Origin of the sequence: Sphingobacterium sp. UBA7038, assembly GCF_002494055.1 — a bacterium.
Lineage (GTDB): Bacteria > Bacteroidota > Bacteroidia > Sphingobacteriales > Sphingobacteriaceae > Sphingobacterium > Sphingobacterium multivorum.
In genome coordinates, this window is the sequence record NZ_DLAV01000005.1 from 74,855 (window position 1) to 101,592 (window position 26,738).

Below are 26,738 nucleotides of genomic sequence, written 5' to 3' on the forward strand. Positions count from 1 at the left end.
ATTATTCCTGTTCCAACAAATCTACTAATTCTTTCAACTTTTTTATTTGTGGATTATGATCTCCAACAAATTCGACTGTTTTAAAACCTATATTTTTTGCCTTCCTATAAAACGGGTAAAAATCATCATCCTCAATTGTTTTGCCATCCTCATAAGTCAAAATGTAAGTACTTGGAATTTTAAGTCGTTTCGGATTTTTTAAACTGATCTTGTCTGTCATTGTTCTTAACGGGTGGGGGACATCCCTAGGAAGCTTCTTAATGTCCTTCACCCAGAAAGGAAAAATATAACCATCCTTTTCTAATTTTAACAGTCCATTTGCTGCACTGGATTTACCCATTAAGTTCATTACAGATTGTTGATCCTCCGGTAGTATAGCATCCAAGTAAACCAATTTACGGATTCTATCCGGAAGACTATCTGCCACAGCCGTGATAATCATCCCACCATAACTATGTCCGACCAATATAATATCATGGAGATCCTCAAACAGGATCGTATTCACAACATCATCGACATGCGTTTGTAATCGGATAGAAGTATCTGCTAAATGATAACGCTCACCCAGGCCTGTTAGTGTGGGTCGGTACACCTCATTTCCCTTTTTAGCTAACTCAACCGTCGTATTTTTAAACTGCCAAGCACCACCCCAAGCTCCATGGACAATAACATATGTAGAAGACTGTGCAGCAAGATCTTTACTGAATCCAAATAATGAAAACAAAAACATAATAGACAATAATCTACAGTAATTCATCGTGTTATATATTAAATCATTCTAGACGGTTAACAAACTCTATTCAGCATTTATTCTGATACCCTGGTTCACATATTTATTAAAAAACAAAATGTAAGCACTCACTTACTTTATTAAAACATACTTCACTCATGTAAAAACAGCTTTTAATTTCATCATTAAACTTCATCAATGAAAATAGGGTAGGGGGGAGCTCTAAAAACATCATGCATAAAGTAAAAAAATAGTCGGCTTTTTATGATAATCATACGATCGTTTTCGCCACTCACCAACTGTCAAACTTTGTATATTTTCGTCGGCAGCTGTTACATTTGACGCAACACAGAGTAAGGTGGAAGGTTTACATATTTTTAGTAGATCGGCTAAAAGCTGATTATTTCTAAATGGAGTTTCAATAAAAATTTGCGTCTGCTTTTCACGTGCTGATTGCTGTTCGAGATTTTTAATCTCCTTAGCTCGATCAATTTTATCGATAGGCAAATAACCATGAAAGGCAAATTTCTGACCGCTAAATCCGGAAGCCATAAGTGCCAGTAGAATAGAGCTTGGTCCAACAAGAGGAACTACCTTAATACCCAATTGATGTGCCCGTGCTACAATAGAAGCTCCAGGATCAGCAACACCAGGACATCCCGCCTCAGACATTAATCCAACACTTTTGCCTTGTTTCAAGCCTTCGAAAAAATCATTTATATTTCCCTTGTCCCGCACATGTTTTCCATAATCATGGATCGTTAATTCGCTCTGCGGAATCTTTAAACCTGCAAGTTTTAGAAACTTGCGCGCCGTTTTTTCGTTCTCTACAATATACTCGTCCAATGAATTGATTGTTTCCACTAAATACGGAGTAAATGACTGGAAAGCTGCGTCATCACTCAATGGAACAGGAATTAAATATAAGATACCATTTGCCATAATACAAACCTACTAATTAAGGTCCATTTGGCTATACTAATTTTAAACTTAGCATTATTTAACCTTTTAAAATGATTATAATTTAGATTTTTAAACTCATTATTAGTATTTTAGCGTAAATATTCATTGCAACAATAAACATCATTCAAATGATCACACAAATTACAGAAGGCGTAAAAATCTCCGTTGAAACCATCTATCAATCGGAGTATTCGAATCCGGACCGTGAACATTTCATGTTTGCTTATCATATCAGCATAGAAAATCTCAGCGATTACACGGTTCAATTGATAAGTCGCTATTGGAAAATTTTTGATGCAAAAGGAGACTATAGGGAGGTATCTGGAGAAGGAGTAGTAGGCGAACAACCTATTATAGAACCTGGTCAGACTCATCAATACACCTCAGGTTGCAATCTCAATAGCGAATTCGGATTCATGGAAGGATATTATAATATGATCCGAACACTGGACAACGGCAGCTTTCAAGTTGAAATACCACGTTTCAATCTGATAGCGGATTACGCATTGAATTAATTTTATCAGGGCAGTATCATTATTGCCAATTAATCAAATAACGAAGCTTTTTTCGCATCGAATAAGAAACTAATTCTTTATTTTTGCGAGCATTCCAAATGAACAAGCGAACCTTTGGGACTTCGAATTATCATTTTACCCAATGGCAAAGGCTAACATTTGATCATATGCCACCCAATAGATTACATTAGTCAGCAATCAAAACGATTATTGATTCAATATATAAATAACTGACAATCAATAGAAATATAACTAAAATATTGATTATCAACACGATATAAACTACCAAGAGAAGAAACCTACTGGTAGTGTTTTGGCGTGTAAATTGACTGAATATAATTTAGGGTGATATAACGTGAGTATTTTAGCTACAGAACAAGTAAGCCATTCCTTCCATGATCGATGGCTTTTCAAAGATTTACATTTCGGTCTCCAAAAGGGAGAACGTGTGGCCTTGGTCGGAATCAATGGCACAGGTAAATCAACCTTACTCGCCATTTTAGCAGAGCGAATCTTACCAACCTCAGGAAAAGTTGTAAAAGAAAAAGGTATAAAAATTGGTTTCTTAGAACAGGATCCTGATTTCACAGGATTAAAATCAATCAACGATTTTATTTATAGTACAGACAACGATCAACAACGTCTTATCCGTGAGTACGAGGAGCTGTTATTGGAAACTGATATCGATCAGAAAAAATTAGAAGATCTTACAGAAAAAATAAGTTCATTGAATGCCTGGGAGTATGAGCATAATATTAAGACGATTCTTAATCGTTTAAACATTATGGATTTCCATCAAGATATCAAAAGTTTATCAGGGGGCCAACGAAAACGCCTTGCGCTAGCAAAGCTTTTGATAGACGAGCCGGATATTTATATATTAGATGAACCCACCAACCATTTGGATATAGAGACTATTGAATGGCTTGAAAAACTACTAACAACAGGTAGCAAAACCGTTCTTTTAGTAACGCACGATCGCTACTTCTTGGATAATATCTGTACGGAAATTCGAGAGCTGGATAGGGGCAATCTCTTTACCTATAAAGGTAACTATTCTTATTTTCTGGAAAAGAAGTCGGAACGTGAAACTATTGATGCGGTTATGGTTGAGAAAAGCAGAAATCTACTTCGCCGTGAATTGGAGTGGATGCGTCGTCAACCACAGGCACGTGGTACCAAATCCAAATCACGTATTGAAGCATACTATGACTTGGAAGAAAAATCTAAAGCAATTAAAGGAAACGACTCGGTACAACTCAGTGTGAAAGTAAGCAGGCAGGGCTCAAAAATACTCGAACTAGAACATGTTGCCAAACGTTATGGAGCAAAAGAAATCATACATGATTTTTCATACACCTTTAAAAAAGGTGATCGTATTGGTCTAGCTGGAAAAAATGGTACTGGAAAATCAACCTTTCTTAATTTAATCACGGGAGAAGAAAAACCTGATAAAGGGTCTATAGCGGTAGGGGAAACCACAGTATATGGCTACTATAAACAGGGCGGATTGGAAGTAAATGAAACCGATCGAGTATTAGATGTTGTAAAAAATATAGCAGACTATATTGAAATGGCAAATGGGGAAGTAATCACGGCTTCACAGCTGCTAACCCACTTTTTATTTCCTCCTGAAAAACAATTTGGTTTCGTTAACAAATTAAGTGGGGGGGAGAAAAAAAGACTTCAATTAATGCGTGTTTTAATGAAGAATCCAAATTTTTTAATTCTGGATGAACCATCCAATGATTTGGACATTGATACATTAAACGTGCTGGAAGATTTTCTTGACAACTACAAAGGAGTACTCATATTAGTATCACACGACAGGTATCTATTAGATAAATTGACGGATCAACTTTTCATTTTTGAAGGAAAGGGGATCGTGCAGATATACAACGGAAATTATGCCGACTTTAAACTTGAACAGGAAGAAATCCAAAAATTAGAAAAGGAAAAACAAAAAAGGATAACCCAGGAACAGGTAAAGGCAATTGTAAAAGAGGAAAAGAAAAAACTCTCGTACAAGGAACAATTGGAATATAACAAACTAGAAGAAGAAATCGAAAAACTGGAAACACAAGTAGCGTTAAAAACGGAGGAACTAAACCAGGTAACAGATCATCTAAAACTTTCTTCCTTAGCGGAAGAAATTCAATCTATCCAAAAACAGATAGACGATAAATCCGAAAGATGGTTATATCTTGCTGATTTTATGTAAAATTTCACCACAGGTTTCACGTGGAACACAAAGAAAACGTAAATTTACAAAGAAATAAAAACACCACGTTTCACGTGGAACAAGAATAGAAAAATGTTTAAAAAATATAATGTAATTGTCGTTGGTGCGGGCCATGCCGGATGTGAGGCAGCGGCGGCAGCAGCTAACTTAGGTTCGTCCACTTTACTCATCACAATGAATATGGGAGTAATAGCGCAAATGAGTTGTAACCCCGCTATCGGTGGAGTAGCCAAAGGACAGATAGTAAGAGAAATTGATGCTATGGGCGGATATACTGGTATCATAGCAGATAAATCAACCATTCAATTCCGAATGTTAAATCTTTCGAAAGGTCCTGCCATGTGGAGTCCGCGGACCCAAAATGACCGAATGCGGTTTGCAGAAGAATGGAGATTACAACTCGAGTCTCTTCCTAATTTAGATATGTGGCAAGATACCGTAAAAGAAGTTATCGTAAAAAACGGAAAAGCTTGCGGTGTCATCACTTCGATGGGAATCGAAATAGAATCGGACGCCGTGGTACTGACCAATGGAACTTTTCTAAATGGTGTAATTCACATTGGGGACAAGAAATTTGGAGGCGGTAGAACAGGAGAGAAGGCAGCCACAGGTTTAACCGAACAACTTGTTTCCCTTGGTTTCGAATCAGGAAGAATGAAGACAGGTACTCCACCACGTATAGATGGAAGAAGCCTTAATTATGCGTTAATGGAAGAACAGTGGGGCGACGAAAAAAGAGGGCGGTTCTCCTATACAGATGTAGAGATACCAACTGAACAACGCTGTTGTTGGATTACCTATACAAACGATAAGGTCCACGAAATGCTACGCACTGGGTTTGAAAAATCACCCATGTTTACGGGACGTATCAAAGGATTGGGACCACGCTATTGCCCTTCAATAGAAGATAAAATAAATCGTTTTGCCGAGCGTGAAAGACATCAGATATTCGTGGAGCCCGAAGGCTTCAAAACAGTAGAAATTTATGTCAACGGATTCTCCACCTCATTGCCAGAAGACGTACAATTGAAAGCTTTGCAATTGATCCCAGGCTTTGAAAATGCGAAAATGTACCGCCCAGGTTATGCCATAGAGTACGACTACTTTCCACCAATGCAATTGGATCTAACCTTAGAAACTCAATTGGTGAAACATCTATTTTTCGCAGGACAGATCAATGGGACAACAGGCTATGAAGAGGCCGCTGCTCAAGGTTTCCTAGCCGGGATAAATGCGCATCAACGTATCAATGATGATAAGGAACTTATTCTAAAACGATCCGAATCTTATATAGGTGTATTGGTCGACGACCTCGTAACAAAAGGAACTGAAGAGCCCTACCGCATGTTTACATCAAGAGCAGAACACCGTCTACTTTTACGCCAAGATAATGCTGATATTCGCTTAACCCCCTTAGCTTACAAATTGGGATTGGTAGGAGAAGAAAGACTCAAAAAAGTGCAAGACAAAATTGATAACTCCAATAAAATAATCGAGTATCTCAAACAAAATTCGACCAATGTCGAAAAGATGAATACCGTATTAGCCGAAGTTGGCTCAAGCGCACTTTCACAAAAAACAAGGTTGAGTAATGTTCTTGCAAGACCACAAGTTGGTATCCAAGATATTCTGAAAGGAGACGAAGGCTTTGCACACTATGTCTCCCAATTCGATAATGATACCATCGAACAAGCAGAGATCAATCTCAAATATGAAAGCTATTTCCATAAAGAGATGGAAATTGTCAATCGCATGAAGAAGATGGAAGATAGAGAAATTAATCCTGATTTTGACTACAGCCTATTAACATCGCTATCAATTGAGGCAAGACAAAAGTTATCTAAAGTTAAACCACGTACACTGGGGCAAGCTTCAAGAATCTCAGGCGTTTCGCCCTCCGATATCACTGTATTGATGGTACACATGAGTTAAATAACTGATAAACAAATACTTATATACAAAATATCACATAGCTTAAAATAAGCGATTTAAGACAATATTCTATTTTTTATGACAACTTCTTTAAGAGAAAATAAAAGTGGTTCAGAAAGGCTAAAAAGTAGCTTAAAAACAAGATTACTTATTTTAAGCATGTTTATTATGCTTATTGGCTTGTCCATACAATGTGCGAGCATACAACAGCCCACGGGGGGGCCAAAAGATTCTATTCCTCCGAAGATACTATTGGAAAGCCCTACGAATTTTTCGAAGAATTTTACAGCTAAAAAAATAGTGATCACGTTTGACGAGTATATCAAGCTGGCAAATCAACAAAAGGAATTCAGTATTACGCCAGACATGGGAAGCAATCCAGAATTCAAGGTGAAGAAAAAAAATCTAGAAATTACCTTACCTGATTCCCTAGAAAAGAATACAACCTACAGCATATACTTCGGTAAAGGACTAGTTGATTATAACGCTGGAAATGCATTGGTCAATTATGCTTACGTATTCGCGACAGGAGATAAAATAGATTCACTCAGTATATCCGGTAATGTAAAAAGTGCTATAACGAAAGAGGTCCAAAAGGATGTTAAAGTCTTGTTGATCCCCATTAGCCAAGACTCGATTTTTGGTAAAAAGAAGGCGAATATATTCACGACAACGGATACTGCAGGTAACTATAAACTAAACAATCTAAGAGAGGGAACTTATCGCATTTACGCACTTCAAGAAAAAAATAACGATAGAATCTATAATGGTGCTGATGAAGAAATAGGTTTCCTAAAAGACTCTATCGTGCTAGAGCGAGACTTGAGCAATATCAACTTGGAGATTTTCAAAGGAATCCCAAAAAAGTTTAGAACCCAAGAGAAGAAATTTGAAAAAAATGGAAGTATACTTCTTGTTTTTAATAGAAGAGTCGACAAGCCCAAACTTGATATCCTAAATGACGAAGTAAACAACAAGGATAAAAAAGTACGTTTTTCAAAGACATCAGACTCGGCTACTTTGTTTATTCCAAATTTAAAAATAGACTCCCTAAAGCTTGTTCTGACAGAAAATGAAAGACCATTGGATACCATTCTCATTAGAAAAGGGAATGTAAAAATAGAGCAGACAATTGAGCCTATTTTTACGCCAAATAATGGACGGGTCGATCGAATTACACACCTTCAGGTATCTGCTTTCACACCGATCAAAAATATCGATAAAACCAAGTTAAAATTCAAAGAAGACTCATTGGTCCGGACCAATTACCAACTAGCTGTAGATACAGCAAATACCAATATCTACCATATTCGCTATAATTGGAGAAAAGAGAAAAAGTACCAAATTGAGTTTACAGAAGGCGCTATAACAGGCTATTTTGGCGAACAAAACAAAGAGAAAAAGCTCGATTTGACCTATGACGATAGTGAAAACTATGGGGATCTGACATTTGATTTTACAGATCTAGATAGCAATACAACCTATTTGGTTGAGTTAATCAATGAGAAAAAAGATAAGGTCTATCGCGTCGACAAAATAAACATGAACAATCCGGCTGTTGTATACAAACAGTATCCTGGAGGAAAGTATAGTATACGTGTGATACGCGACGACAATGATAATGGAATCTGGGACACTGGAGATGTCGAAAAGAAAACTTTTCCTGAACCTGTTGTATATCTGAATAAAGTATTTACGATACGTGCTAATTGGGAACAGAAAGATAGTTTTTCATTGAGTGGCCTCAAAAAAAATTAATTGAGGCCATTCTAAAATAACCTATTTAGTATTGCTAATTCGATTATGCTAAAACCAGGAACTGTACAGAACATAATTATGTGGTAGCTTCTGCAATAGATCTTTCTGCTCTTCAGTAAGTGCTTTTATCTTTTTGGCAGGTACTCCAGCATATAGAAATCCCGATTCACAACGAGTATTTTCCAAAACTACTGCACCAGCTGCTACAATAACATTCGATTCAACAATCGCATTATCCATAACGATAGCTCCCATACCAATGAGTACATGATCTTCCAAAATACATCCATGTACCATAGCCTGATGCCCTATACTTACATAATTTCCGATCGTAGTACCGCATTTCTTATAGGTACAATGTATAACCGCTCCATCTTGAATATTAGTATAATTACCGATACGAATATAATTGACATCTCCGCGTATGACAGCATTAAACCATACCGAACAGTGATGTCCAATCTCCACATCGCCTACAATCGTTGAATTGGGTGCTACGAAGCATTCTTCGGCTATCACCGGAGATTTATCCAAAACAGATAAAATAAGTGCCATATTCCTTAAAAAATTGTATCCTGTAATACTTCCGAATGTTTCGGATAGTCCGTTGTATAATGCAATCCCCTACTTTCTTTCCGTAACATAGCTGATTTTGTCACGATATAAGCTACTTGAATAACATTACGTAATTCACACAGTTTAACAGAAAGCCTTGTATTTCGATAAAATTCTTCGGTCTCCTCATACAAGAGATGTAGCCGTTTAAGAGCTCTTTCAAGCCTAAAATCGGAACGGACAATGCCAACATAGTCACTCATAATCTTTTGGCACTCGCGTAAATTATGACTTACTAAAATATCCTCATTTGAAAGAGAGGTTTTAGAGTCATCCCATTCGGGGACATCAACAATATGGTTAATCAATCCTATCGACTTTGTGGCGTCCACGAAAATACGATGTGCATAAACAAGTGCTTCAAGAAGTGAATTAGAAGCTAATCGGTTTGCCCCATGCAGGCCAGTAGAAGAACACTCTCCGCAAGCATATAAGTTAACGAGGCTACTGCGTCCAAAATCATCTACATAAATGCCTCCACAGAGGTAATGCGCAGCCGGTGTAACTGGTATAAAATCCTTCGCCATATCCAGTCCGATCGAAAGACACTTTTCATAAATATTTGGAAAATGCTTGATAATATCTTCCTTATTCCGATGCGTGATATCAAGGTACACATAATCTATACCAGATTTCTTCATCTCGGCATCAATAGCTCTAGCAACGATGTCTCTTGGTGCCAAAGAAGCACGTTCATCGTACTCCTCCATGAAAGATTCACCATTGATCCTTCTTAAAATACCCCCAAATCCACGTACGGCTTCAGATACCAAAAATGCAGGAGAGTCCTTTGGATTGTATAAAGAAGTAGGGTGAAATTGCATAAACTCCATATTACGTACCTTACCTTTTGCCCGATACACCATAGCAATACCATCTCCAGTCGCAATAGTTGGATTTGTTGTACTTGAATAAACATGCCCTGCTCCTCCAGAAGCCATCACAGTAACCTTACTCAAAATCTTATCTACTAAATGTGATGAGGTATTAAAAGCATAAATTCCATAACAGGTAATGTCTTCCCTGTTCTTATCCACGTATTCCCCCAAATGATGCTGTGTAATCAAATCAATGGCAAAGTAATGGGTTACGATTTCAATGTTGGGATCACTATGTGCTTGCGCCAATAATGCACGCTCAATTTCATAGCCAGTTATATCTTTATAATGCAAAATACGATGAGCGGAATGTCCCCCCTCTTTTGCCAGATCATATAACCCCGATTCCTCCTTGTCAAATGATGTTCCGTATGAAATAAGTTCTGCAATCCGTTCCGGTGCTTCTCTCACTACGTTTTCCACAATTTCAACATCGCATAAACCATCCCCAGCAATCTGAGTATCAATGATATGCTTTTCAAAGCTATCTGACTTATCCACAACGGCAGCCACTCCCCCTTGCGCATATTTTGTATTAGACTCATCCTCATTGGACTTAGTGACTATCAATACTTTACCGAATTTCGATGCTTTTAAAGCAAAGCTTAATCCAGCAATACCTGATCCAATGACCAAAAAATCTACCTTTCTATCTGCCATATAAATTAAAATTCACAAACTATCCCCAAAAGTGACGATTCAAATTAACGAAAAATGTGGAAAACGTGTAAATAAAAGGTTAAATAAAAATGAAAAGTATTTAACAATTCACAAATCCCCTATTTGCAAGCCTTATTTCTAAAATTTTTCCGCACAAAAATCTAGAGATTTCCACATTTTCTAAACAAAAACTATTCAACAAAAATATATGGAAAATAAAAAATAAGATAATTTAGAATTTTAAAAATCAGGTCTTTAATGAATAAATTCTGTTGAAAAATTGTTGAAAACTCTATAAAAACCTAAAATCAAAATCGAAATAACCTAATTTATACCACTTTTCCACACCATAATAAACAATAAGAGATTTTCTATTTTAAATAATTAGTATTTATTGAAAAAAAAGATTGTGGAATACGTTCGAAAATCTTTGTTTAGTTTTGTCAAGTTCGATTAGAAGCGGTTAGATTTCGATATTCGGGAATTATAAAGTCCCCTATTGAAATATTTAATTCTAATTGAGTTTATTTTATTTTTTAAATTTCCTATTGACTTTTAAAGCGCTTTAGGATTGACTATTTATTTTATTTTTTTTTGTATATGGATTTAATCTAGTTTCAGCGCGTTATTTATAATTTTTTTAAAAAAAATATAGGTTTAAGTCGTTTTATACTTGGATATTTTCCCGTTTGGGATCTTATTTCAATTTTATCGCTTTGTAACCGATAGAAATCGGATCAGAAAAGTTTTAATTCTAATTTGGATGCTATGAGATTTTAATATTTCTGTCTTTAGAGCAGATAAATTCCTTTATTGAATTCTAATAGTTGCTAATCTTTGCTTTTAAAATTGATATGAAAAAGGCAATTTAATTGATTTTGATATTTGGATTTTAAACTGTTTGAGGTTTGCTTATTTGCGTATTTTTTTCAAAAATATGTGAATTTTGCTTTCTCAACGAGGTAAAATTGGCGTCAAAAATTTCTGTACTTTATCAGCAAAGTTTTCAAAAATGGAAATTGAGAGGTATTTGGTTATTGGAATTTTTTATTCCTGTATCTGCCTGTTTATATTCAGATTTGGCTACGATATTTGTTTGGTTTTCGCGGGATTGAATTTTAAACAGAATCTCAAGGGGATTGTTTAAAAATATACCTGTTTAGAATTGGATATTTTTTAAAAATTTGTTTTCAGGGCTTTTTAAGACATTCTATAGCCTTAAATAGTAAATTTTTTAAGATCTAACTGAAATTCGAAGATTGACTTGTTAATAATTTTGGAATGCAGATAATTTCTTCAAATAATTTATTGCAGAACAAACAATCTTACTATATTTGCAGCCCAACATCCATTAGATGGAATAATTGTCCAAATTTAGATCTGTGAGATTCGAATATTCTGGATCATTGTTATAAAGAATCTTTTTATATCATTCTCAGGGCGTATTTTTCTAAAATAAAGCTCTTATGGATTGAATATATTGACTTCTTTCGCTGTTTGTTTGGAATATTTAATTCTAAGCGACTAACATGCTTTGAAAGTGCTTTGTCAATCGCATATTTAGTATTATCTTTTAATATTATTTATCTATTTGAGTATGAAGCGGTTTAATTCACCAAATTTAATATAAATTTGAGAATGTATATTTTTTAACAAGTTTATATTTCGTTATTATACTTATTAGTATTTTTTAAGTTATATTTGTTGGATTTTTTGCGGTTTGTACTATAATTATCGCCAGATGCTTGGTCTAGCCGGATATACGCTCGGATTCTGTTATATTGAGCTTTTGAGGGAGTTATTTACTGGATTCTTATCTGATACTCGGTATAATTTATTCTATTTTGGTGGGATCCATCATTTATTCTTGAATTTTGTAAAATTGAATTGTGAAAATTTCATTAAAGCCTCTTAGAATTAAATAAATTCACTATCTTATATTATAGTAGCCAATATTTAATTCTTGTCCGCTTTATTTTGGATGCTGTATGCATCATTTAGTCATATATTTTATTTTCCGAGAAATACTCTCTTCTAGATTCGCTTCTACTTGACTCTTTTAGATTTTCTTATAAATATCCAATTCTTATAGGGTTTATTTGAACTATTTCATTCAACGCTATTGACCCTGAATTGGCGTAAATTTACATCGCTATATTCCTATATTCATTTCTACAAGCTGCTAGTATTTTTATATGCAAATGTAAAAGCACTTATTCCAGAAATTATTGTTTTGTATTGATTGTCTATGACGTATTTTTATTAATGAAAATTGATTTTCGCCTAGTTCTGGCCTCCGTTGCTGTATGTGGTTGGTAAACGAAAAATATATAAACTTCAAATATTTGCGATTAGAATGGCATATTTAGGGAAGCTGATGATGCAATATCCTATAGACAATTCTGAGAGCGTTTATTTTGCTTTCGAAGCTATTTCGTACGCTTTCAATGCTGCAGGCATATACAGTTTACGCCAAATTTACAAAATAAACCCGCTGAGAATTTGATATAAAATTATTGATCAATCCAGAATCCATTAATCTCTCCTATAAGAGCTCAAAAACGTTTTTTAATCTGAAATGTTAATAAATAAAGCTTCCTTTTGTGCTATATTTTTCATTGTTTTGTAATATGCCTAAAAACGTTCCTTAGGCTATGAAGGTTTGATGCGGATGAAACTGATTTTCGAAGATCGAAATAATGTGAAATAAACCCTTTCAGCTTTTGGTATAAATGAAGAGTTCGAATAGTTTCCTAAATATTCAAGTCTAAAAGAGTTTATATGGGCGTAATATTGTTTGATTAAACTTTATTTAAATTAATTTAACTATTAATATTTGTAAATGTTTAATTTGTATTTTTTTAATAGGTATTTCACTGTCAGTGCTGCAAGATCATGTAATTGGGCAACAGTTGTAGTTGTTCGATCAAATTTGAAAACTGACATTATCCAATAAGCTAGGCTCGGTAGATCCGTTGTAATCTATTATTGATTAATAAGAGGTTTTATATCAGTGTTTTATCTGTTATTATCTAATAATGCATCACATTCAAGCGAGCGGTATATTACCACGACCTGATTAATTTGCTTTTAATTGACTTTTATATATCTAACAATGCTTATTTTTGCTGTTCATAAAAGTTGAAACTACTCGCATGGAAATTGTAAATTATGAGCTTCAAGCAAAAGGTTATATCGATGCTCCGATTGATCCCTCACTGGATTTGATTAAAGAGATCCAACGGTTAAAGAAAGAAAAGAACGCTGTCATCTTGGCTCACTATTATCAAGAGTCTGAAATTCAAGATATAGCGGATTATATAGGAGATAGCCTTGGTTTATCCCAGGAAGCTGCGAAAACTGATGCAGATGTAATTGTTTTTGCTGGAGTACATTTCATGGCTGAGACAGCTAAAATACTTTCACCGACGAAAAAGGTTCTTCTGCCAGATGCCAAAGCAGGTTGTTCGCTATCAGATTCTTGCCCGCCGCATCTTTTCGCTAAATTTAAGGAACAATATCCTGATCATTTGGTCATCACTTATGTAAACTGTACAGCGGAATTGAAAGCGCTTTCCGATATCGTATGTACCTCTAGTAACGCTGTGCAGATCGTAGAGAGCCTGCCAGCGGATCAGAAAATCATTTTTGGCCCGGATCGTAATCTCGGAGCATACGTTAAAAAGAAAACTGGACGAGATCTTGTGCTTTGGAATGGTGCATGTATGGTCCATGAAATTTTTTCTCAAGATAAAATTGATCGTTTGAAAAGCGAGCACCCTGATGCTAAGTTTATTGCCCATCCGGAGTGTGAGGATCATATACTGGCGATAGCCGATTATGTGGGATCGACTGCCGGCATGCTTAAATTTACCCAGACAGATACGGCCCAGGCTTATATTGTTGCTACAGAATCAGGTATTCTCTACCAAATGCAAAAAGCAAGTCCACATAAGACTTTTATCCCTGCACCTCCTAATAATGCCTGTGCATGTAATGATTGCCCGCATATGAAGCTTAATACGCTTGAGAAGCTATATAACTGTCTGAAGTATGAATCGCCTGAAATCCTTCTTCCCGAGGATGTTATTCTCCGAGCCCAGCGTCCTATTGAACGTATGTTGGAAATATCGGCAAGTTTAGGCTTATAGAAATCTGCATAATTTTTGATCATACCAAGATAATAACTGATTGGTTTTCAATGGTCAATAATGATTTCGTTGAGCTGTTTATATGCAGTTCAACGAAAAGAGTCCAATGTATAAGCAGGGGGCATTGGTCTTATAGTAAAACTTATTTTGTAATGCCATCCGGATATCTCTCTGGGAGATGATTATCAGCAGGCATTATCTATATTAAACTTTTAAACTTTTTAGCATGTTCGATTTTGATAACACCGAGCGAACCAATTTGGAAGAAATGGGTGAGTTCGGCTTGATTGATTATATAAAAAAAGCTGTAGAATTAACAGAAAAATCCACAATTAAAGGGATTGGCGATGATGCTGCTGTTCTAGATTTTGGAGGTAAAAAAACCTTGATATCTACTGATCTACTGTTGGAAGGGATTCATTTTGATCTTAGATATGTTCCGTTAAAACATCTAGGTTACAAAGCTGTTCAGGTCAATTTGAGCGATATTTACGCGATGAACGGAATAGCTTCACAAATTACCTTTTCAATAGGTCTGTCCTCAAAATTTCCATTGGAAGCTGTAGAAGAGATTTATCAGGGAGCATTGATTGCCTGTAAGAAATATAATGTCGACTTAATTGGCGGAGACACTTCCGCTTCAGCCCAAGGCTTGGTTATTTCTGTGACAAGCATAGGTTATGCTGATACAGATCAGATTGTTTATCGTAATGGTGCGCAGGAAGGTGATCTCTTGTGTGTGTCTGGTGATCTAGGGGCAGCTTATATGGGCTTACAGCTCTTGGAGCGTGAAAAGGATATCTATTTAGAAAATCCCAATGTACAGCCTGATTTAGAGGGAAAAGATTATATTGTTGAACGTCAATTGAAACCTGAAGCCCGGAAAGACATTGTTGAATTATTTGCCAAGCTAGGGATCAAGCCCACAGCGATGATGGATATTTCAGACGGGCTTGCATCAGAAATTCTACATATTTGCAGACAATCTGACAAAGGTTGCAGATTATATGAGGAAAAAATTCCATTGGATCAGATGACTTATGATACGGGGCGGGAATTTGGCATTGATCCAACCGTAGCCGCACTTAATGGCGGTGAAGATTATGAACTACTGTTCACAATAGCTCAGGCCGATCATGATAAAATCAAAAACTTACCGGATATTAGCATTATTGGTTATATGACGCCAAGTACTGAAGGCTGTGAAATGATTTCCAAATCAGGGAACCTTTATCCGATAACAGCCCAGGGGTGGAATGCTTTTAAGAAAAAAGACTAATACGAAAAAGACCTGTTCAAAACAGGTCTTTTTTTATGCTTCTTGCTCCTCAAGCCGGAGTTCCTCTACCTCATTTGGATCTCTTTCACCTACATTGAAATTGTTATAGCCTAAGCCCACTTCGATCTGTAATAATCTCTGTTGCAGCATTTCAAGAATTGCTAAAAAGTTATAGACAAACTGTATTTTATTTTCTGAGTTTTTAAGAATTTCTTGAAAATCCAATTTTTTATTGATTTCAATTAGTTCGGCTATTGCTTTCTTCTGTTGTTCAATGGTGTATGGATATTTGACAACTGTATGTGTTACTTCTGGGGGACGATTACGGAATTGATACATCATTTGCTCGTAAATCATCATTAGACTATAAAGGTCGAAGCTATCCAAATTTTCTCCGGTAGAGTCTAATTTTAGTCTTTGCTGGATATCATAGCGTATGTTGCCTCGGCTGTATAGTTTGAGACGATTTTCTTCCAAGACTCTCAATTCTTCACAGGTCTCTTTAAATTGCTTATAGAGAATAAGTTTTTGAACAAGATCTTCTCTTAGATCGATTTCATTTTCATTGTCGTCCAGATCCAGACGAGGTAATAGCATTTTAGCTTTGATACGCATCAGTGTAGAAGCAACAAAGATAAACTCGCTTGCCATTTCCATATTGAGCGCTTGCATTTGGCTCACATACGATAAAAAATCATCTGTAATCTTTGAAATCGGTATATCGTGGATATTTAGTTCATCCCGTTCGATAAAAAATAATAATAAATCAAAAGGTCCCTCAAATTGAGGAAGCTTGATTTCGTAGCCTTCTTCTACTTCCATATCTTATACAAATTTACATATAAAATCTTTTGGAATAACTTCGATACAAACTATTCATTATTTTATTTGTTGTTCATCAATATGTAAATGCGATTTATTTTAAAGATTAAATAAAATTGTCGTTACTTTGTACGAACATATCATGTAAATAGCAGTACTATGCAGTTTGAGGCTGGAGAACTATTAAGTAAAATAAACGATCCCTCTGATCTTAAAAAGCTAAAGGAAGACCAATTAGAACAGTTAAGTCAGGAATTACGTCAATTTATTATTGATCAGGTTTCGGTTAATGGTGGTCACTTTGCAGCAAGTTTGGGAGTCGTCGAGTTAACGGTGGCGTTACATTACGTAATGAATACCCCATACGATCAATTGATTTGGGATGTAGGTCATCAGGCTTATGGGCATAAAATCCTAACGGGGCGTCGCGATATATTTCATACAAATCGAATTGAGAACGGAATTTCGGGTTTTCCTAACCGTTTTGAATCTCAATACGATGCATTTGGTGTTGGACACTCGTCAACATCTATTTCTGCAGCATTAGGCATGGCAGTCGCTTCCCAAATAAAGGGTGAAAAGGATCGTCAGCATATCGCGGTTATCGGTGATGGTGCCTTGACTGGTGGAATGGCATTTGAAGCACTTAATCATGCCGGTATTTCGAAATCAAACCTTTTGGTTATTCTGAATGACAACTGCATGTCCATTGACCCTAATGTAGGCGCATTGAAGGAGTATTTGACAAGTATAACAACCTCCAAGCGCTATAATCGTTTTAGAGACGATATCGCAGCTGTATTGACCAAGATTTCGGAAGTTGGTCCAAATGCACTTGGTATTGCCAAAAAATTGGAAAAAAGCATAAAGGGAACTTTATTAAAAAATGCCAATCTCTTTGAATCTTTAAATTTTAGATATTTTGGACCGGTTGATGGGCATGATGTCAAGAAATTGGCTAAGACCCTTGAAGACCTTAAGCATATACCGGGGCCTAAATTATTGCATGCCGTCACCATCAAAGGAAAAGGTTTTGCGCTAGCTGAAAAAGATCAGACGAAATGGCATGCTCCAGGTCTATTCGATAAAATTACGGGTGAGATCAAGAAGTCTTTGAATGATAAACCGGTAGCACCTAAATTTCAAGATGTTTTTGGACATACTTTAGTTGAGCTTGCGGAAGAAAATGATAAGATTGTGGGGATCACGCCTGCAATGCCTTCTGGTTCTTCCATGAACATTATGATGAAAGCTATGCCTGGCCGTGCATTTGACGTTGGAATTGCTGAGCAGCATGCAGTTACATTCAGTGCGGGACTCGCAACACAGGGATTATTACCATTCTGTAATATCTATTCGTCGTTTATGCAACGCGCTTATGATCAAGTCATCCATGATGTTGCATTACAAAATCTGAATGTTGTTTTCTGTTTGGATCGTGCGGGAGTGGTCGGTGCGGATGGTGCGACACATCATGGCGCTTATGATATCGCTTTTATGCGCTGTGTTCCAAATATGACGGTTTCTGCGCCGATGAATGAGGAAGAGTTACGAAATTTAATGTATACAGCGCAGTTACCCAATAAAGGTCCGTTTGTTATTAGATATCCTAGAGGAAATGGTGTTATGCCAGACTGGCGTCGCCCATTTACAGAAATAGAAATAGGAAAGGGGCGTCTTATATCAGCAGGTGAGGAGCTTGCTATCTTAAGTTTTGGAGCGATAGGAAATGAAGCTGTTAAAGCGGTACAGCAGTTAAATGAACTGGGAATACATCCAGCGCATTATGATCTTCGATTTGCTAAACCATTGGATGAAGCTTTGCTTCATCAGGTCTTTCAGAAATTTGATAAAATTATCACGGTTGAAGATGGAAGTTTACAGGGGGGCATAGGTTCGGCTGTATTGGAGTTTATGGCCGATCACGGATATCATAGCCAGGTTGTTCGTTTGGGTATTCCGGATAAGATCATTGAGCATGCTGAACAAAATGCACAGTGGAAGCATGCACACTACGATGCTGATGCTATCGTATCAGAAGCCAAAAAACTTTGCAATGGAAAATTGACCAGCTCAATGGTCGGATAAGAGCTATACATTTGAAAAATGAAAAAGGAGATNNATCTCCTTTTTCATTTTTCAAGGGTAGGGATGTTTGAATTTAGAACTCATCTCATCTGTTACAATTTGTTTTTTCTGTCCTATAATCCGCATTGATTTTTGTTTTAAGGTTGTGCGTAAATAACTTTAATAGTCCTCTGACAATGATGTTAAGTTGGCCTTAAATTCTTATAAATTTAATATTAAAAATATATGAACTAAAGATTGTAATTAGCTATTATTTTGGTTAATTTAGATTTAGACCTTAAGGACTGATAGGTAGTAAGTTTGCTACTTTTTTTGTTCTTTTTTTTGAAATAAATTTGGAATGTTAATAATTATTTTTAGAGATCAATTTTAGCGCTAGTTTTCCACAATTTTACACGGTAAAATACTGATATATAATGTATTATCAATTATTTTATATTTTAGTTTTTTAGCTGATTTTTTTTTGTCATCTTCGTTCTCAGAGAAAGTTATCAACATATTTTTTGTCGCGTATTGTAAATCAACTTATTAACAATTTTAGAATGGAAAAAACGTATTCAAGTGTCTGGAATAATTGTCTTTCGATTATCAAAGATAATATACCAGCACAAAGTTTCAAGACCTGGTTTGAACCTGTGAAAGCAGTCCGTTTGGAGGGTGACGTTTTGACTATTCAAGTGCCTAGCTTATTTTTTTATGAGTGGTTGGAAGAACACTATGTAGGAATTCTTCGCAAGACCGTAAAGAAATTCCTAGGAGAACAAGGTAGATTGGAATACAATATTGTAGTGGAGAAGTCTTCAGCTTCTCATCCTTATACGACTAATCTTCCATCGAATGGCAATGGAGCAGAAGGGAAAAGGCAATCTATCCCTGTGCCGGTATCTTTAAATAGGGATATCAAAAATCCGTTTGTTATTCCTGGATTGAAAAAATTGCAGGTTGATCCGCAATTGAATCAAAACTACACATTCGAAAATTTTATCGAAGGTGAATGTAATCGTCTTGCTCGTTCAGCAGGTTATGCTGTAGCGAATAAGCCAGGTGGTACTTCATTCAACCCTTTGATGATTTATGGTGATGTTGGTTTGGGAAAGACACACCTTGCCCAAGCAATCGGAAATGAAATCAAAAGAAATCTTCCCGATAAACTGGTCATTTATGTGTCTTGTGAGAAATTCTGTCAGCAGTTTGTGGATTCATTGAAAAATAACACAATCAATGACTTCGTTAACTTTTATCAAGCAATGGATGTCATCATTATGGATGATGTGCATAATTTTGCTGGTAAAGAAAAAACACAGGATATTTTCTTCCATATTTTTAATCATTTGCATCAATCTGGAAAGCAGATTATTTTAACTTCAGACAAGGCACCTAAGGATTTAGCTGGTTTGGAGGAACGTTTGCTTAGTCGTTTTAAATGGGGGTTATCTGCAGATATTCAGATTCCTGATCTTGAGACGAGAATGGCAATTTTGAAGAAGAAGATGTATTCTGACGGTATTGACTTACCTGAAAATGTAGTGGAATATGTCGCAACACAAATCGATAACAGTGTTCGTGAATTGGAAGGAGCTATGGTTTCATTATTGGCTCAATCTACATTGAACAAGAAAGAGATCGATTTGGGTTTAGCAAAATCGATGTTGAAGAACTTTGTGAAGAATACCCATAAGGAAATTTCAATGGATTTTATTCAGAAATTAGTTTGTGAATATTTTGAAGTTCCTGTAGATATGGTAAAGTCGAAAGTTAGGAAGCGTGAAATCGTGCAGGCCAGGCAAATTTCGATGTATTTAGCAAAAGCTCATACCAAATCTTCACTAAAATCGATCGGAGCTTTCTTCGGAGGAAGAGACCACTCGACAGTCATTTATGCATGTCAAACCGTAGAGGATTTAATTGAAACTGACAAGAAATTTAAGACTTATGTAAGTGACATTATGAAAAAATTGAAATCTTAATGTCAATTACCGTAAGCAGTAAACAAAAGGGGCTGTCCAAGATGATTGGATAGCCCTTTTTTAATGCATTTAAGCTCTTGTAAGGTATTAAAAAACCTCTGGACATAATCTAGTCCAGAGGTTTTTCATTCTTAATAGAACGATTGTTGTTATTGATTGCTCTGTCCGTTGCCGGATTCGTTTTGTTCAGTTTTTTCTTGAGTCGCAGGAATACTTACTGGGGGTCTCTCTGTGACATATTTCTGATAAGCTGTCTTTTGTTCATCGGTGAGCAGTTGTGCTATCTTAGTATCGGATTCACCTTGAATTTTGGTTATGCTTTCCTTTTTGGCATCAGCTGTAGCTGTCGCGTCCTGGATAACGGCTGCAATAGCCTTTTCTTGGTTTAATACGATGGTTGACACAGCTGTTTTTTGCTCTTCGTTTAATGTTAGCTTTGTCACTAATTCGGTCACCACTTTGGTTGCATTCTCTTCTGGGGGTGTTTGTTGTGCAAATGTTAGGCTCATTGCTAGAAAGAAACCTATACCTGTTAAAAATAGCTTTTTCATGATGTTTAATTTTAGATGAAATTATTCAATGTTTATTCTCTATTTTTTTCACTATTAACGCGTGGGGTCAGTTGTTACTGGTTGTTTTGTCCCAGGGGCTGATTTCGCCGGTCTCTCAGCAATTATTTTTTGGTAAAGTGCTTTTTGATCCTCGGTTAGCAGCTGGCTGACTTTGGTGTCTACCTCGCTTTGAAGCTTATTTAGTGCTTCATTTTTTACTTCAGCAGAGGAGCTACTGTCTTTTGTTATCGTTTGCTCGGTTTTTGCCTGATCCAATAATATAGTTGATACTGCAGTCTTTTGCTCATCATTCAGATTCAGTTTCTGAACAAGTTCAGTTGTTGCTTTTGCCGCAGTTTCCTCCGGAGTACCCTGTTGGGCAAATGTTAGGCTGAGGGCCAAAAAGAATCCGATTCCTGTTAAAATTAGCTTTTTCATATCTATTGTATTTAAAAAGTTACAATTAAACTGTTTTACTATAAAACTTTGAATTGGTATTTATATTGTATTAAAGTTGTTACTTTAACAAATTTTTAACACAGGATAATGTGTTAATAGATTGTAAAACAATACGTTGGTTTTGTTTTAGGATAAACAAAACAAGGTAACGATGATTTATCCGATGCCGGATATCTTGTTCGGCGCGATCACCTCGTGATGATTAAAATATACTGCATTGACTAAGACTTGTATGGGTAAATAATGGTATACACAAAATAGATACAAGCAATAAAAAAGGCCCCTGTACATAAAACAAGAGCCTTTCTTTAAAAGAATTTTAATCATTAATTATCGGAACGTTTAGACATTCTTTCCTTCATTTTTTCTTGTTGTTCGTCAAATAACTTACCTTGTTCGGGACTAAGCCAAGATTTGATCTTAGCTGTTTGTATTTCCTGAAGCTGTTTGAATTTTTCCATATTTGCCTTGCGATCTCCGCCATCGTTTCGAAGTGCAGCCCGTTGTTGCGCTTGAGTCAATGTAAGGTTATAAATCGAATCTTTTTGTGTTTGATTGAGGCTAAGTAATTTGTCAAGATGCTCTACACGCATTTTAGCTTGTTCCTCAGGACTGCGTTGTTGACGTTGTTGCGCAAAAACTCCTGTAGCGCTTAATAATAAACAGGCTACTGCCATTAAAATTTTCTTTTTCATCTTTGTATAGTTTATATCATGAATGCCAATCATTGTAATTGTGCACTCTATTTGTTTATTGTCCATCCCTATGGAACGAAAAGACTTTTAAGTAGTTTCGTTTACCTATTGAATATAAATTTGAGGAAAAAGTTTAGTATAGCAATTTATCTTAACAAAATTTAAGGTTGATTAACACTTTGAGCTACTGCATTATGGATTGTTTTAAGGAATAGTTCTTTATGGATAGGATCATGAAATTGTAGGCCTATTGGAAGATAGGCCAAATCAATAGCCGCCAATTGTTGTTGAAATGGTTTTAACCGCTGAAAGTCTTTTTCGGTAGTCAACAGCATTTTGTTACTACTAGCTAGGCTTCGGTAGGATTTTGTAATTTGTTCAATATCTGATTCACTAAAAGTATGATGATCCCCAAAAGATAGGTGTTTGACCAAATTTGCCTTCTTTTTGATATAATCCACGAGCGGTTGCGGTTTGGCAATGCCTGTAACCAAAATAACATCGCTGTCGTTGAAATCGATCGTATTTCCGACGCTGTCAATGGCTTGAAAGTAATTTATATGGCTAAAAGTAATTAATGCGTTCTTATTATAGCGTCTGATTTTACGTTCTATACGCTTTTTATCAGGGTTCGAGAGATCTATTGGACATTTGGTAATTGTTATAATCTGCGCCCGTTTGGCTTCAATCAGTAAGTCCCTAAAGTTTCCTGTAGGAAAAACAAACATGGGACTACCAAATGATAAAAAATCAAACAATAGAATATTAAAAAGCGGCGATAATTTTCGATGCTGATAGGCATCATCCAGAATAATCAGTTGATGATCTGATTGAAGTTTTTCTATTCCCGTACAGCGGTCTTCACAAACCGCAACGGTAACCGATGGAAATTTATTTTTGAATTGTAAGGGTTCATCGCCAACATTGTTTGCTAGCGAATCGGTCTTTACCAAATGAAACCCGCTAGTCACCCGCCCATAGCCTCGACTAAGTATTGCTGTTTTATACTGATCTTTGAGGCTTGAAACAACAAATTCAGTCATTGGGCTTTTTCCTGTACCTCCGACAGAAAGGTTACCGATTACAATCGTGGGAATTTCAAATGACTTTGAGCTGAGCAGCTTGAAATCGTATAGTCTATTTCTTAGCCATACGATTAAGCCGTATAGGATCGAAAAGGGGAATAATAGATAACGTAAAAAAGCAATCATTTTGGAATAACCGTTAGTCCGACGTCGGTGATTTCTTTCAACGGATTTTCTTTCATATTCTGCATGATGGAAATAGTATACATACCTGTATCCGGAAATAGGTAATCTTTATGGATTATGGATTGGTTATTATATAAGCTCCCTGAGGATTTTCCGAGCCATTTTCCATCGGATCGAGCCATTTTTATTTCTTTGCGGAAAATAGATTGCTTCTTATCTGGACCACGTTGGTAGATCAGGATAAAAAGGTTCGAAAAGGCATATTCCGGTGTATGACGGACATCCATTAATACATCATATCGTTTGGCTTTATCGCTAATATGAAATTGAAAGCTAGACGGTGATGTATTCAACCAAGCTTTATTATCAATGGGTTTGTTATCATTTATAATGGAAGTCTGTTCACAAGAACCCCCTATGCAAATACATAATATACCAATAAGAAATGGTGTGCGTTTGAGTCTCATGTTTATTTATAAAAAGAATATGCCTAATGGGTTAAAATTAGGCATATTTTTTTTTATTCTGCTTTTGGAGCAGCATTGTTGTTATTACCTTTGTTTTTATTCCGATGGCGGTTAAAACGTTTCTTTGGTCTATTCCCACCTTCTTTATTGTCTTTATTCACCGTAGGTGCTGTAGAATCGTTCGCTACCTGAGGTTTTCCCCCTTGTTTGGGTGGATTTGGGTCCGACTTTTCAGTCTTTTGTCCAGCCTTATTTTCCGGTTTGACTGTGTTGCTTTTTGATTTTCTTTTTTTCTTTCTTTTATTCCGATCATCAAGTCGCGTTAAGCTATCTTGGCCGACCACATTTTCATAATCGTAGTTGATATTTTTCTCTTCTCTGACTTCATCGTTATCTACTGCACTCGAAATAGCTTCCGGTTTGATTCCCTGCTTATTCATTTCGACAAGCTCTTTGACTTGTTGAACGGGGATGGCAATCCAATTTTCAGCTCCAGGAAAAGAGAACCACATCATTTTCTTGAAGATATCGGTCTTTTGAAGATAAGCAACTCCTTTTTGTGTTTCGATGCGGTCGATATTATTTGGGATGTCTTTTAAAGCATCCATGTAGCTATCCAATTCATAATTGAGACAGCATTTTAATTTTCCGCATTGGCCCGCTAATTTTAACGTATTCAACGAAAGATTTTGATAACGTGCTGCCGATGTAGAAACCGTTTTGAAATCCGTTAACCAGGTTGAACAGCAAAGTTCGCGACCACAGGAGCCGATGCCACCGAGGCGGCTAGCTTCTTGTCGCATACCTATCTGGCGCATTTCTATGCGTATCCTGAAAGATTCGGCCATTTTTTTGATAAGCTCACGGAAATCCACGCGGCCCTCAGCTGTGTAGTAGAAGGTAGCCTTGGTTTTATCACCCTGGTAGTCAACATCAGAAATCTTCATGGACAAACCCAGGTCCAAAGCCAGTTTACGGGCTTTGTGCATCGTTTCCCATTCGAGATCTTTTGCTGCGTTATACTTCTCTACATCCATTTCATTGGGCTTCCGATAGATTTTTTTAGTTACCATTTCTGGGGTAACATTGTTCTTTTTTAATTGTAGTCTGACCAATTCACCCGTTAAGGAGACATGTCCGACATCATAGCCACCGGTAGAAGGTTCTACGACCACCATTTCCCCCATTTCTAGGTAGGTATTGTCTACATTAATAAAGAAATCTTTTCGTGATCCCTTGAATCGTACTTCGACGATATTAAATGGTTTATAGTTTGAAGGCATATCCATATCGGAAAGCCAGTCATATACATCTAATTTATTACATCCGCTAGTCATGCAAGAGCCATTGTTCTGACATCCTGCCGGTGTACCATTTGTCGTGGTAGTACCGCAACCTCCGCCGGATGAGCAACTGCCACATCCCATAGTTTTCTATTTATATATATTGAGTTCCTTTCGGAAACGTTTTGTACTTGTATATTAATGTTAACTGCAAAGATAAATCTAAAAATAATATTTTGGGATTTGCATTTCTTTCTACAAAATAATGTGTTTCCTCAAATAGATTTATTGTTGCTTCAATTTGTTCAACGGTATAGTGTACTGCAAATTTCTGAACAAAATCCAATTCTTTGGCCGGTAAGAACACTAAACTGGAAAGCCCTTCTTTGATTAATATAATTTGACGCATCATATTAATTGCATAAAAAAGAAAGCTTTTTTGGTTTTCTCGCCCCATTTTTGAGAGTTCTTCTTCCACTAAAGAGATCATATTGGTTCCAGCATCTGAAACAACGAAACGTAACCAATTGACTAAAATGCCAAAATGATTATTTGTTTGCGATTGAATTTGATTCATGGCTTCTTGCAGGTTTCCATCCGCTATAAACGCAATTTCAGCCGATTCCTGATCCGAAAGATGATATACGCTCTTGAGATGTTGTGCGACCTCCATGTGATCCAACTTCTTTATTTTGACCAATTGCGTACGTGATATGATCGTATTTAATATTTTGTCCTGATTTTCTGCAACTAGAATAAAGAGCGTTTTTTCGGGTGGTTCTTCGATTAACTTTAACAGCGCATTGCCTTGTGTGTCCAAGTATTCGGGCAACCACATAATTAAAACTTTATATTCCGCTTCAAAGGACTTTAGGCTTAATTTTTTGATGATACCATGCGCCTCTGCAATATTGATATTCACCTGTTTGTTGTCCGCATCCAACTGATTGCGCCAATATTCCAGTCCCATGTAGGGATTGGATAGAAAAGATTTTCGCCAGCTGTCCGCATAATCTGTTGCTGTATCTTCCTTATGCTTGGCTATAAAAGGATACGACATGTGAAGATCAGGGTGGATCAGTTTGCTATATTTTCGACACGATGGACATTCGCCACAACTGTCTGTCAATTGCCGGTTTTCGCAATTCAAAAACTGCGCATAAGCATAAGCAAGTGCAAGGCTGCCTGAACCCTCAGGACCAAGAAATAATTGCGCGTGACTCACACGGTTTTCTTGAACTGTGCGAACTAAATGTTCCTTGATGTCTTTGTGCCCAATGATCTCTTTAAACTGCATACAATACTGCTATTATACAAATGTAATAAATATTGTGATTTATTGGGCCCAATTTGCTTTCTATACTTTTGGCGCTGTGCTTATTAATTGAAATACAATTGCTTATTTGAACGATTGAAATCGCCTGATGTGGAAAGAAAGGCGCCCATAAAACTGAAAAATATTGATTAATTTG

Annotated in this window: 20 protein-coding genes; 8 read left to right on the forward strand and 12 right to left on the reverse strand. The window is 36.3% G+C overall.

Annotated features, from left to right (window positions below; all coding sequences use genetic code 11):
* Position 1: 1 nt before the first annotated feature.
* Both B3H30_RS01410 and B3H30_RS01415 read right to left on the reverse strand, forming a co-directional pair.
* Positions 2-757 (reverse strand): alpha/beta hydrolase, encoded by a 756-nt coding sequence (locus B3H30_RS01410; RefSeq protein WP_286777418.1) that lies wholly within the window; start codon positions 755-757, stop codon positions 2-4.
* 204 nt (positions 758-961) lie between these two features.
* Positions 962-1,672 carry an SAM-dependent methyltransferase gene (locus B3H30_RS01415; protein WP_070562678.1) on the reverse strand — a complete coding sequence of 237 codons (711 nt, stop codon included), beginning with the start codon at positions 1,670-1,672 and terminating at the stop codon, positions 962-964.
* 149 nt (positions 1,673-1,821) lie between these two features.
* Between B3H30_RS01415 and apaG the strand changes: the two genes are divergently transcribed.
* The 4 genes from apaG to B3H30_RS01435 all read left to right on the forward strand — a co-directional run bounded on the left by apaG (position 1,822) and on the right by B3H30_RS01435 (position 8,140).
* Complete coding sequence (gene apaG / locus B3H30_RS01420) at positions 1,822-2,208, forward strand: Co2+/Mg2+ efflux protein ApaG (protein ID WP_046673176.1); 387 nt, start codon at positions 1,822-1,824, stop codon at positions 2,206-2,208.
* A 355-nt stretch (positions 2,209-2,563) separates the two neighbouring features.
* Entirely contained in the window at positions 2,564-4,429 is a 1,866-nt protein-coding gene (locus tag B3H30_RS01425; RefSeq protein ID WP_286777274.1) for an ABC-F family ATP-binding cassette domain-containing protein, read from the forward strand.
* 93 nt (positions 4,430-4,522) lie between these two features.
* Positions 4,523-6,382, forward strand: coding sequence for a tRNA uridine-5-carboxymethylaminomethyl(34) synthesis enzyme MnmG (gene mnmG / locus B3H30_RS01430; RefSeq protein WP_286777275.1), 1,860 nt, complete (start codon positions 4,523-4,525; stop codon positions 6,380-6,382).
* A 78-nt stretch (positions 6,383-6,460) separates the two neighbouring features.
* The gene (locus B3H30_RS01435) at positions 6,461-8,140 is read left to right on the forward strand and encodes an Ig-like domain-containing protein (RefSeq protein WP_286754210.1); all 1,680 of its coding nucleotides are present in this window, start codon (positions 6,461-6,463) and stop codon (positions 8,138-8,140) included.
* A 48-nt stretch (positions 8,141-8,188) separates the two neighbouring features.
* Here B3H30_RS01435 and B3H30_RS01440 read toward each other — a convergent pair whose 3' ends face one another.
* Together B3H30_RS01440 and nadB are read right to left on the reverse strand one after the other, a co-directional pair.
* Positions 8,189-8,695, reverse strand: a complete 507-nt coding sequence (locus tag B3H30_RS01440; protein ID WP_286777276.1) for a gamma carbonic anhydrase family protein — start codon at positions 8,693-8,695, stop codon at positions 8,189-8,191.
* A gap of 5 nt (positions 8,696-8,700) precedes the next feature.
* Entirely contained in the window at positions 8,701-10,293 is a 1,593-nt protein-coding gene (nadB, locus tag B3H30_RS01445) for an L-aspartate oxidase (protein WP_286777277.1), read from the reverse strand.
* A 3,155-nt stretch (positions 10,294-13,448) separates the two neighbouring features.
* Here nadB and nadA point away from each other — a divergent pair.
* Both nadA and thiL read left to right on the forward strand, forming a co-directional pair.
* Complete coding sequence (gene nadA, locus B3H30_RS01450; RefSeq protein WP_088163401.1) at positions 13,449-14,444, forward strand: quinolinate synthase NadA; 996 nt, start codon at positions 13,449-13,451, stop codon at positions 14,442-14,444.
* 226 nt (positions 14,445-14,670) lie between these two features.
* Positions 14,671-15,723: a thiamine-phosphate kinase gene (gene thiL, locus B3H30_RS01455; RefSeq protein WP_205400226.1), complete on the forward strand. Its 1,053-nt coding sequence runs from the start codon at positions 14,671-14,673 to the stop codon at positions 15,721-15,723.
* A gap of 33 nt (positions 15,724-15,756) precedes the next feature.
* On the opposite strand, the gene B3H30_RS01460 is transcribed toward thiL, so the two are convergent.
* Complete coding sequence (locus B3H30_RS01460) at positions 15,757-16,545, reverse strand: segregation and condensation protein A (RefSeq protein ID WP_286727746.1); 789 nt, start codon at positions 16,543-16,545, stop codon at positions 15,757-15,759.
* Between the two features lie 159 nt (positions 16,546-16,704).
* Between B3H30_RS01460 and dxs the strand changes: the two genes are divergently transcribed.
* Both dxs and dnaA read left to right on the forward strand, forming a co-directional pair.
* Positions 16,705-18,633: a 1-deoxy-D-xylulose-5-phosphate synthase gene (gene dxs, locus B3H30_RS01465; protein ID WP_159333486.1), complete on the forward strand. Its 1,929-nt coding sequence runs from the start codon at positions 16,705-16,707 to the stop codon at positions 18,631-18,633.
* Between the two features lie 542 nt (positions 18,634-19,175).
* Positions 19,176-20,600 carry a chromosomal replication initiator protein DnaA gene (dnaA, locus tag B3H30_RS01470; protein ID WP_046672557.1) on the forward strand — a complete coding sequence of 475 codons (1,425 nt, stop codon included), beginning with the start codon at positions 19,176-19,178 and terminating at the stop codon, positions 20,598-20,600.
* A gap of 149 nt (positions 20,601-20,749) precedes the next feature.
* Here the strand turns inward: dnaA and B3H30_RS01475 are convergent, their stop codons facing one another.
* From B3H30_RS01475 to B3H30_RS01505, 7 genes are all read right to left on the reverse strand, one after another.
* The gene (locus B3H30_RS01475) at positions 20,750-21,151 is read right to left on the reverse strand and encodes a hypothetical protein (protein WP_286727747.1); all 402 of its coding nucleotides are present in this window, start codon (positions 21,149-21,151) and stop codon (positions 20,750-20,752) included.
* Between the two features lie 54 nt (positions 21,152-21,205).
* A complete protein-coding gene (locus tag B3H30_RS01480; protein WP_112375167.1) occupies positions 21,206-21,589 on the reverse strand; it encodes a hypothetical protein in 384 nt (127 codons plus the stop codon).
* Between the two features lie 347 nt (positions 21,590-21,936).
* Complete coding sequence (locus tag B3H30_RS01485) at positions 21,937-22,305, reverse strand: hypothetical protein (protein ID WP_046672560.1); 369 nt, start codon at positions 22,303-22,305, stop codon at positions 21,937-21,939.
* Positions 22,306-22,466: 161 nt separating this feature from the next.
* Positions 22,467-23,516 carry a tetraacyldisaccharide 4'-kinase gene (gene lpxK, locus B3H30_RS01490; RefSeq protein ID WP_201639943.1) on the reverse strand — a complete coding sequence of 350 codons (1,050 nt, stop codon included), beginning with the start codon at positions 23,514-23,516 and terminating at the stop codon, positions 22,467-22,469.
* Positions 23,513-23,983, reverse strand: coding sequence for a gliding motility lipoprotein GldH (locus B3H30_RS01495; RefSeq protein ID WP_070562634.1), 471 nt, complete (start codon positions 23,981-23,983; stop codon positions 23,513-23,515). The genes lpxK and B3H30_RS01495 overlap by 4 nt, the downstream gene beginning before the upstream one ends.
* A 53-nt stretch (positions 23,984-24,036) precedes the next feature.
* Entirely contained in the window at positions 24,037-25,410 is a 1,374-nt protein-coding gene (locus B3H30_RS01500; RefSeq protein ID WP_172462425.1) for a PSP1 domain-containing protein, read from the reverse strand.
* 10 nt (positions 25,411-25,420) lie between these two features.
* Positions 25,421-26,563 (reverse strand): ATP-binding protein, encoded by a 1,143-nt coding sequence (locus tag B3H30_RS01505; RefSeq protein WP_286727748.1) that lies wholly within the window; start codon positions 26,561-26,563, stop codon positions 25,421-25,423.
* Positions 26,564-26,738: the final 175 nt, after the last annotated feature.

Excerpts from the sequence above, each read along its gene's own strand:
- B3H30_RS01410 (WP_286777418.1), bottom strand. The coding sequence starts at position 757 with ATGAATTACTGTAGATTATTGTCTATTATGTTTTTGTTTTCATTATTT.
- B3H30_RS01415 (WP_070562678.1), bottom strand. The coding sequence starts at position 1,672 with ATGGCAAATGGTATCTTATATTTAATTCCTGTTCCATTGAGTGATGAC.
- apaG (WP_046673176.1), top strand. The coding sequence starts at position 1,822 with ATGATCACACAAATTACAGAAGGCGTAAAAATCTCCGTTGAAACCATC.
- mnmG (WP_286777275.1), top strand. The coding sequence starts at position 4,523 with ATGTTTAAAAAATATAATGTAATTGTCGTTGGTGCGGGCCATGCCGGA.
- B3H30_RS01435 (WP_286754210.1), top strand. The coding sequence starts at position 6,461 with ATGACAACTTCTTTAAGAGAAAATAAAAGTGGTTCAGAAAGGCTAAAA.
- B3H30_RS01440 (WP_286777276.1), bottom strand. The coding sequence starts at position 8,695 with ATGGCACTTATTTTATCTGTTTTGGATAAATCTCCGGTGATAGCCGAA.
- nadB (WP_286777277.1), bottom strand. The coding sequence starts at position 10,293 with ATGGCAGATAGAAAGGTAGATTTTTTGGTCATTGGATCAGGTATTGCT.
- nadA (WP_088163401.1), top strand. The coding sequence starts at position 13,449 with ATGGAAATTGTAAATTATGAGCTTCAAGCAAAAGGTTATATCGATGCT.
- thiL (WP_205400226.1), top strand. The coding sequence starts at position 14,671 with ATGTTCGATTTTGATAACACCGAGCGAACCAATTTGGAAGAAATGGGT.
- B3H30_RS01460 (WP_286727746.1), bottom strand. The coding sequence starts at position 16,545 with ATGGAAGTAGAAGAAGGCTACGAAATCAAGCTTCCTCAATTTGAGGGA.
- dxs (WP_159333486.1), top strand. The coding sequence starts at position 16,705 with ATGCAGTTTGAGGCTGGAGAACTATTAAGTAAAATAAACGATCCCTCT.
- dnaA (WP_046672557.1), top strand. The coding sequence starts at position 19,176 with ATGGAAAAAACGTATTCAAGTGTCTGGAATAATTGTCTTTCGATTATC.
- B3H30_RS01475 (WP_286727747.1), bottom strand. The coding sequence starts at position 21,151 with ATGAAAAAGCTATTTTTAACAGGTATAGGTTTCTTTCTAGCAATGAGC.
- B3H30_RS01480 (WP_112375167.1), bottom strand. The coding sequence starts at position 21,589 with ATGAAAAAGCTAATTTTAACAGGAATCGGATTCTTTTTGGCCCTCAGC.
- B3H30_RS01485 (WP_046672560.1), bottom strand. The coding sequence starts at position 22,305 with ATGAAAAAGAAAATTTTAATGGCAGTAGCCTGTTTATTATTAAGCGCT.
- lpxK (WP_201639943.1), bottom strand. The coding sequence starts at position 23,516 with ATGATTGCTTTTTTACGTTATCTATTATTCCCCTTTTCGATCCTATAC.
- B3H30_RS01495 (WP_070562634.1), bottom strand. The coding sequence starts at position 23,983 with ATGAGACTCAAACGCACACCATTTCTTATTGGTATATTATGTATTTGC.
- B3H30_RS01500 (WP_172462425.1), bottom strand. The coding sequence starts at position 25,410 with ATGGGATGTGGCAGTTGCTCATCCGGCGGAGGTTGCGGTACTACCACG.
- B3H30_RS01505 (WP_286727748.1), bottom strand. The coding sequence starts at position 26,563 with ATGCAGTTTAAAGAGATCATTGGGCACAAAGACATCAAGGAACATTTA.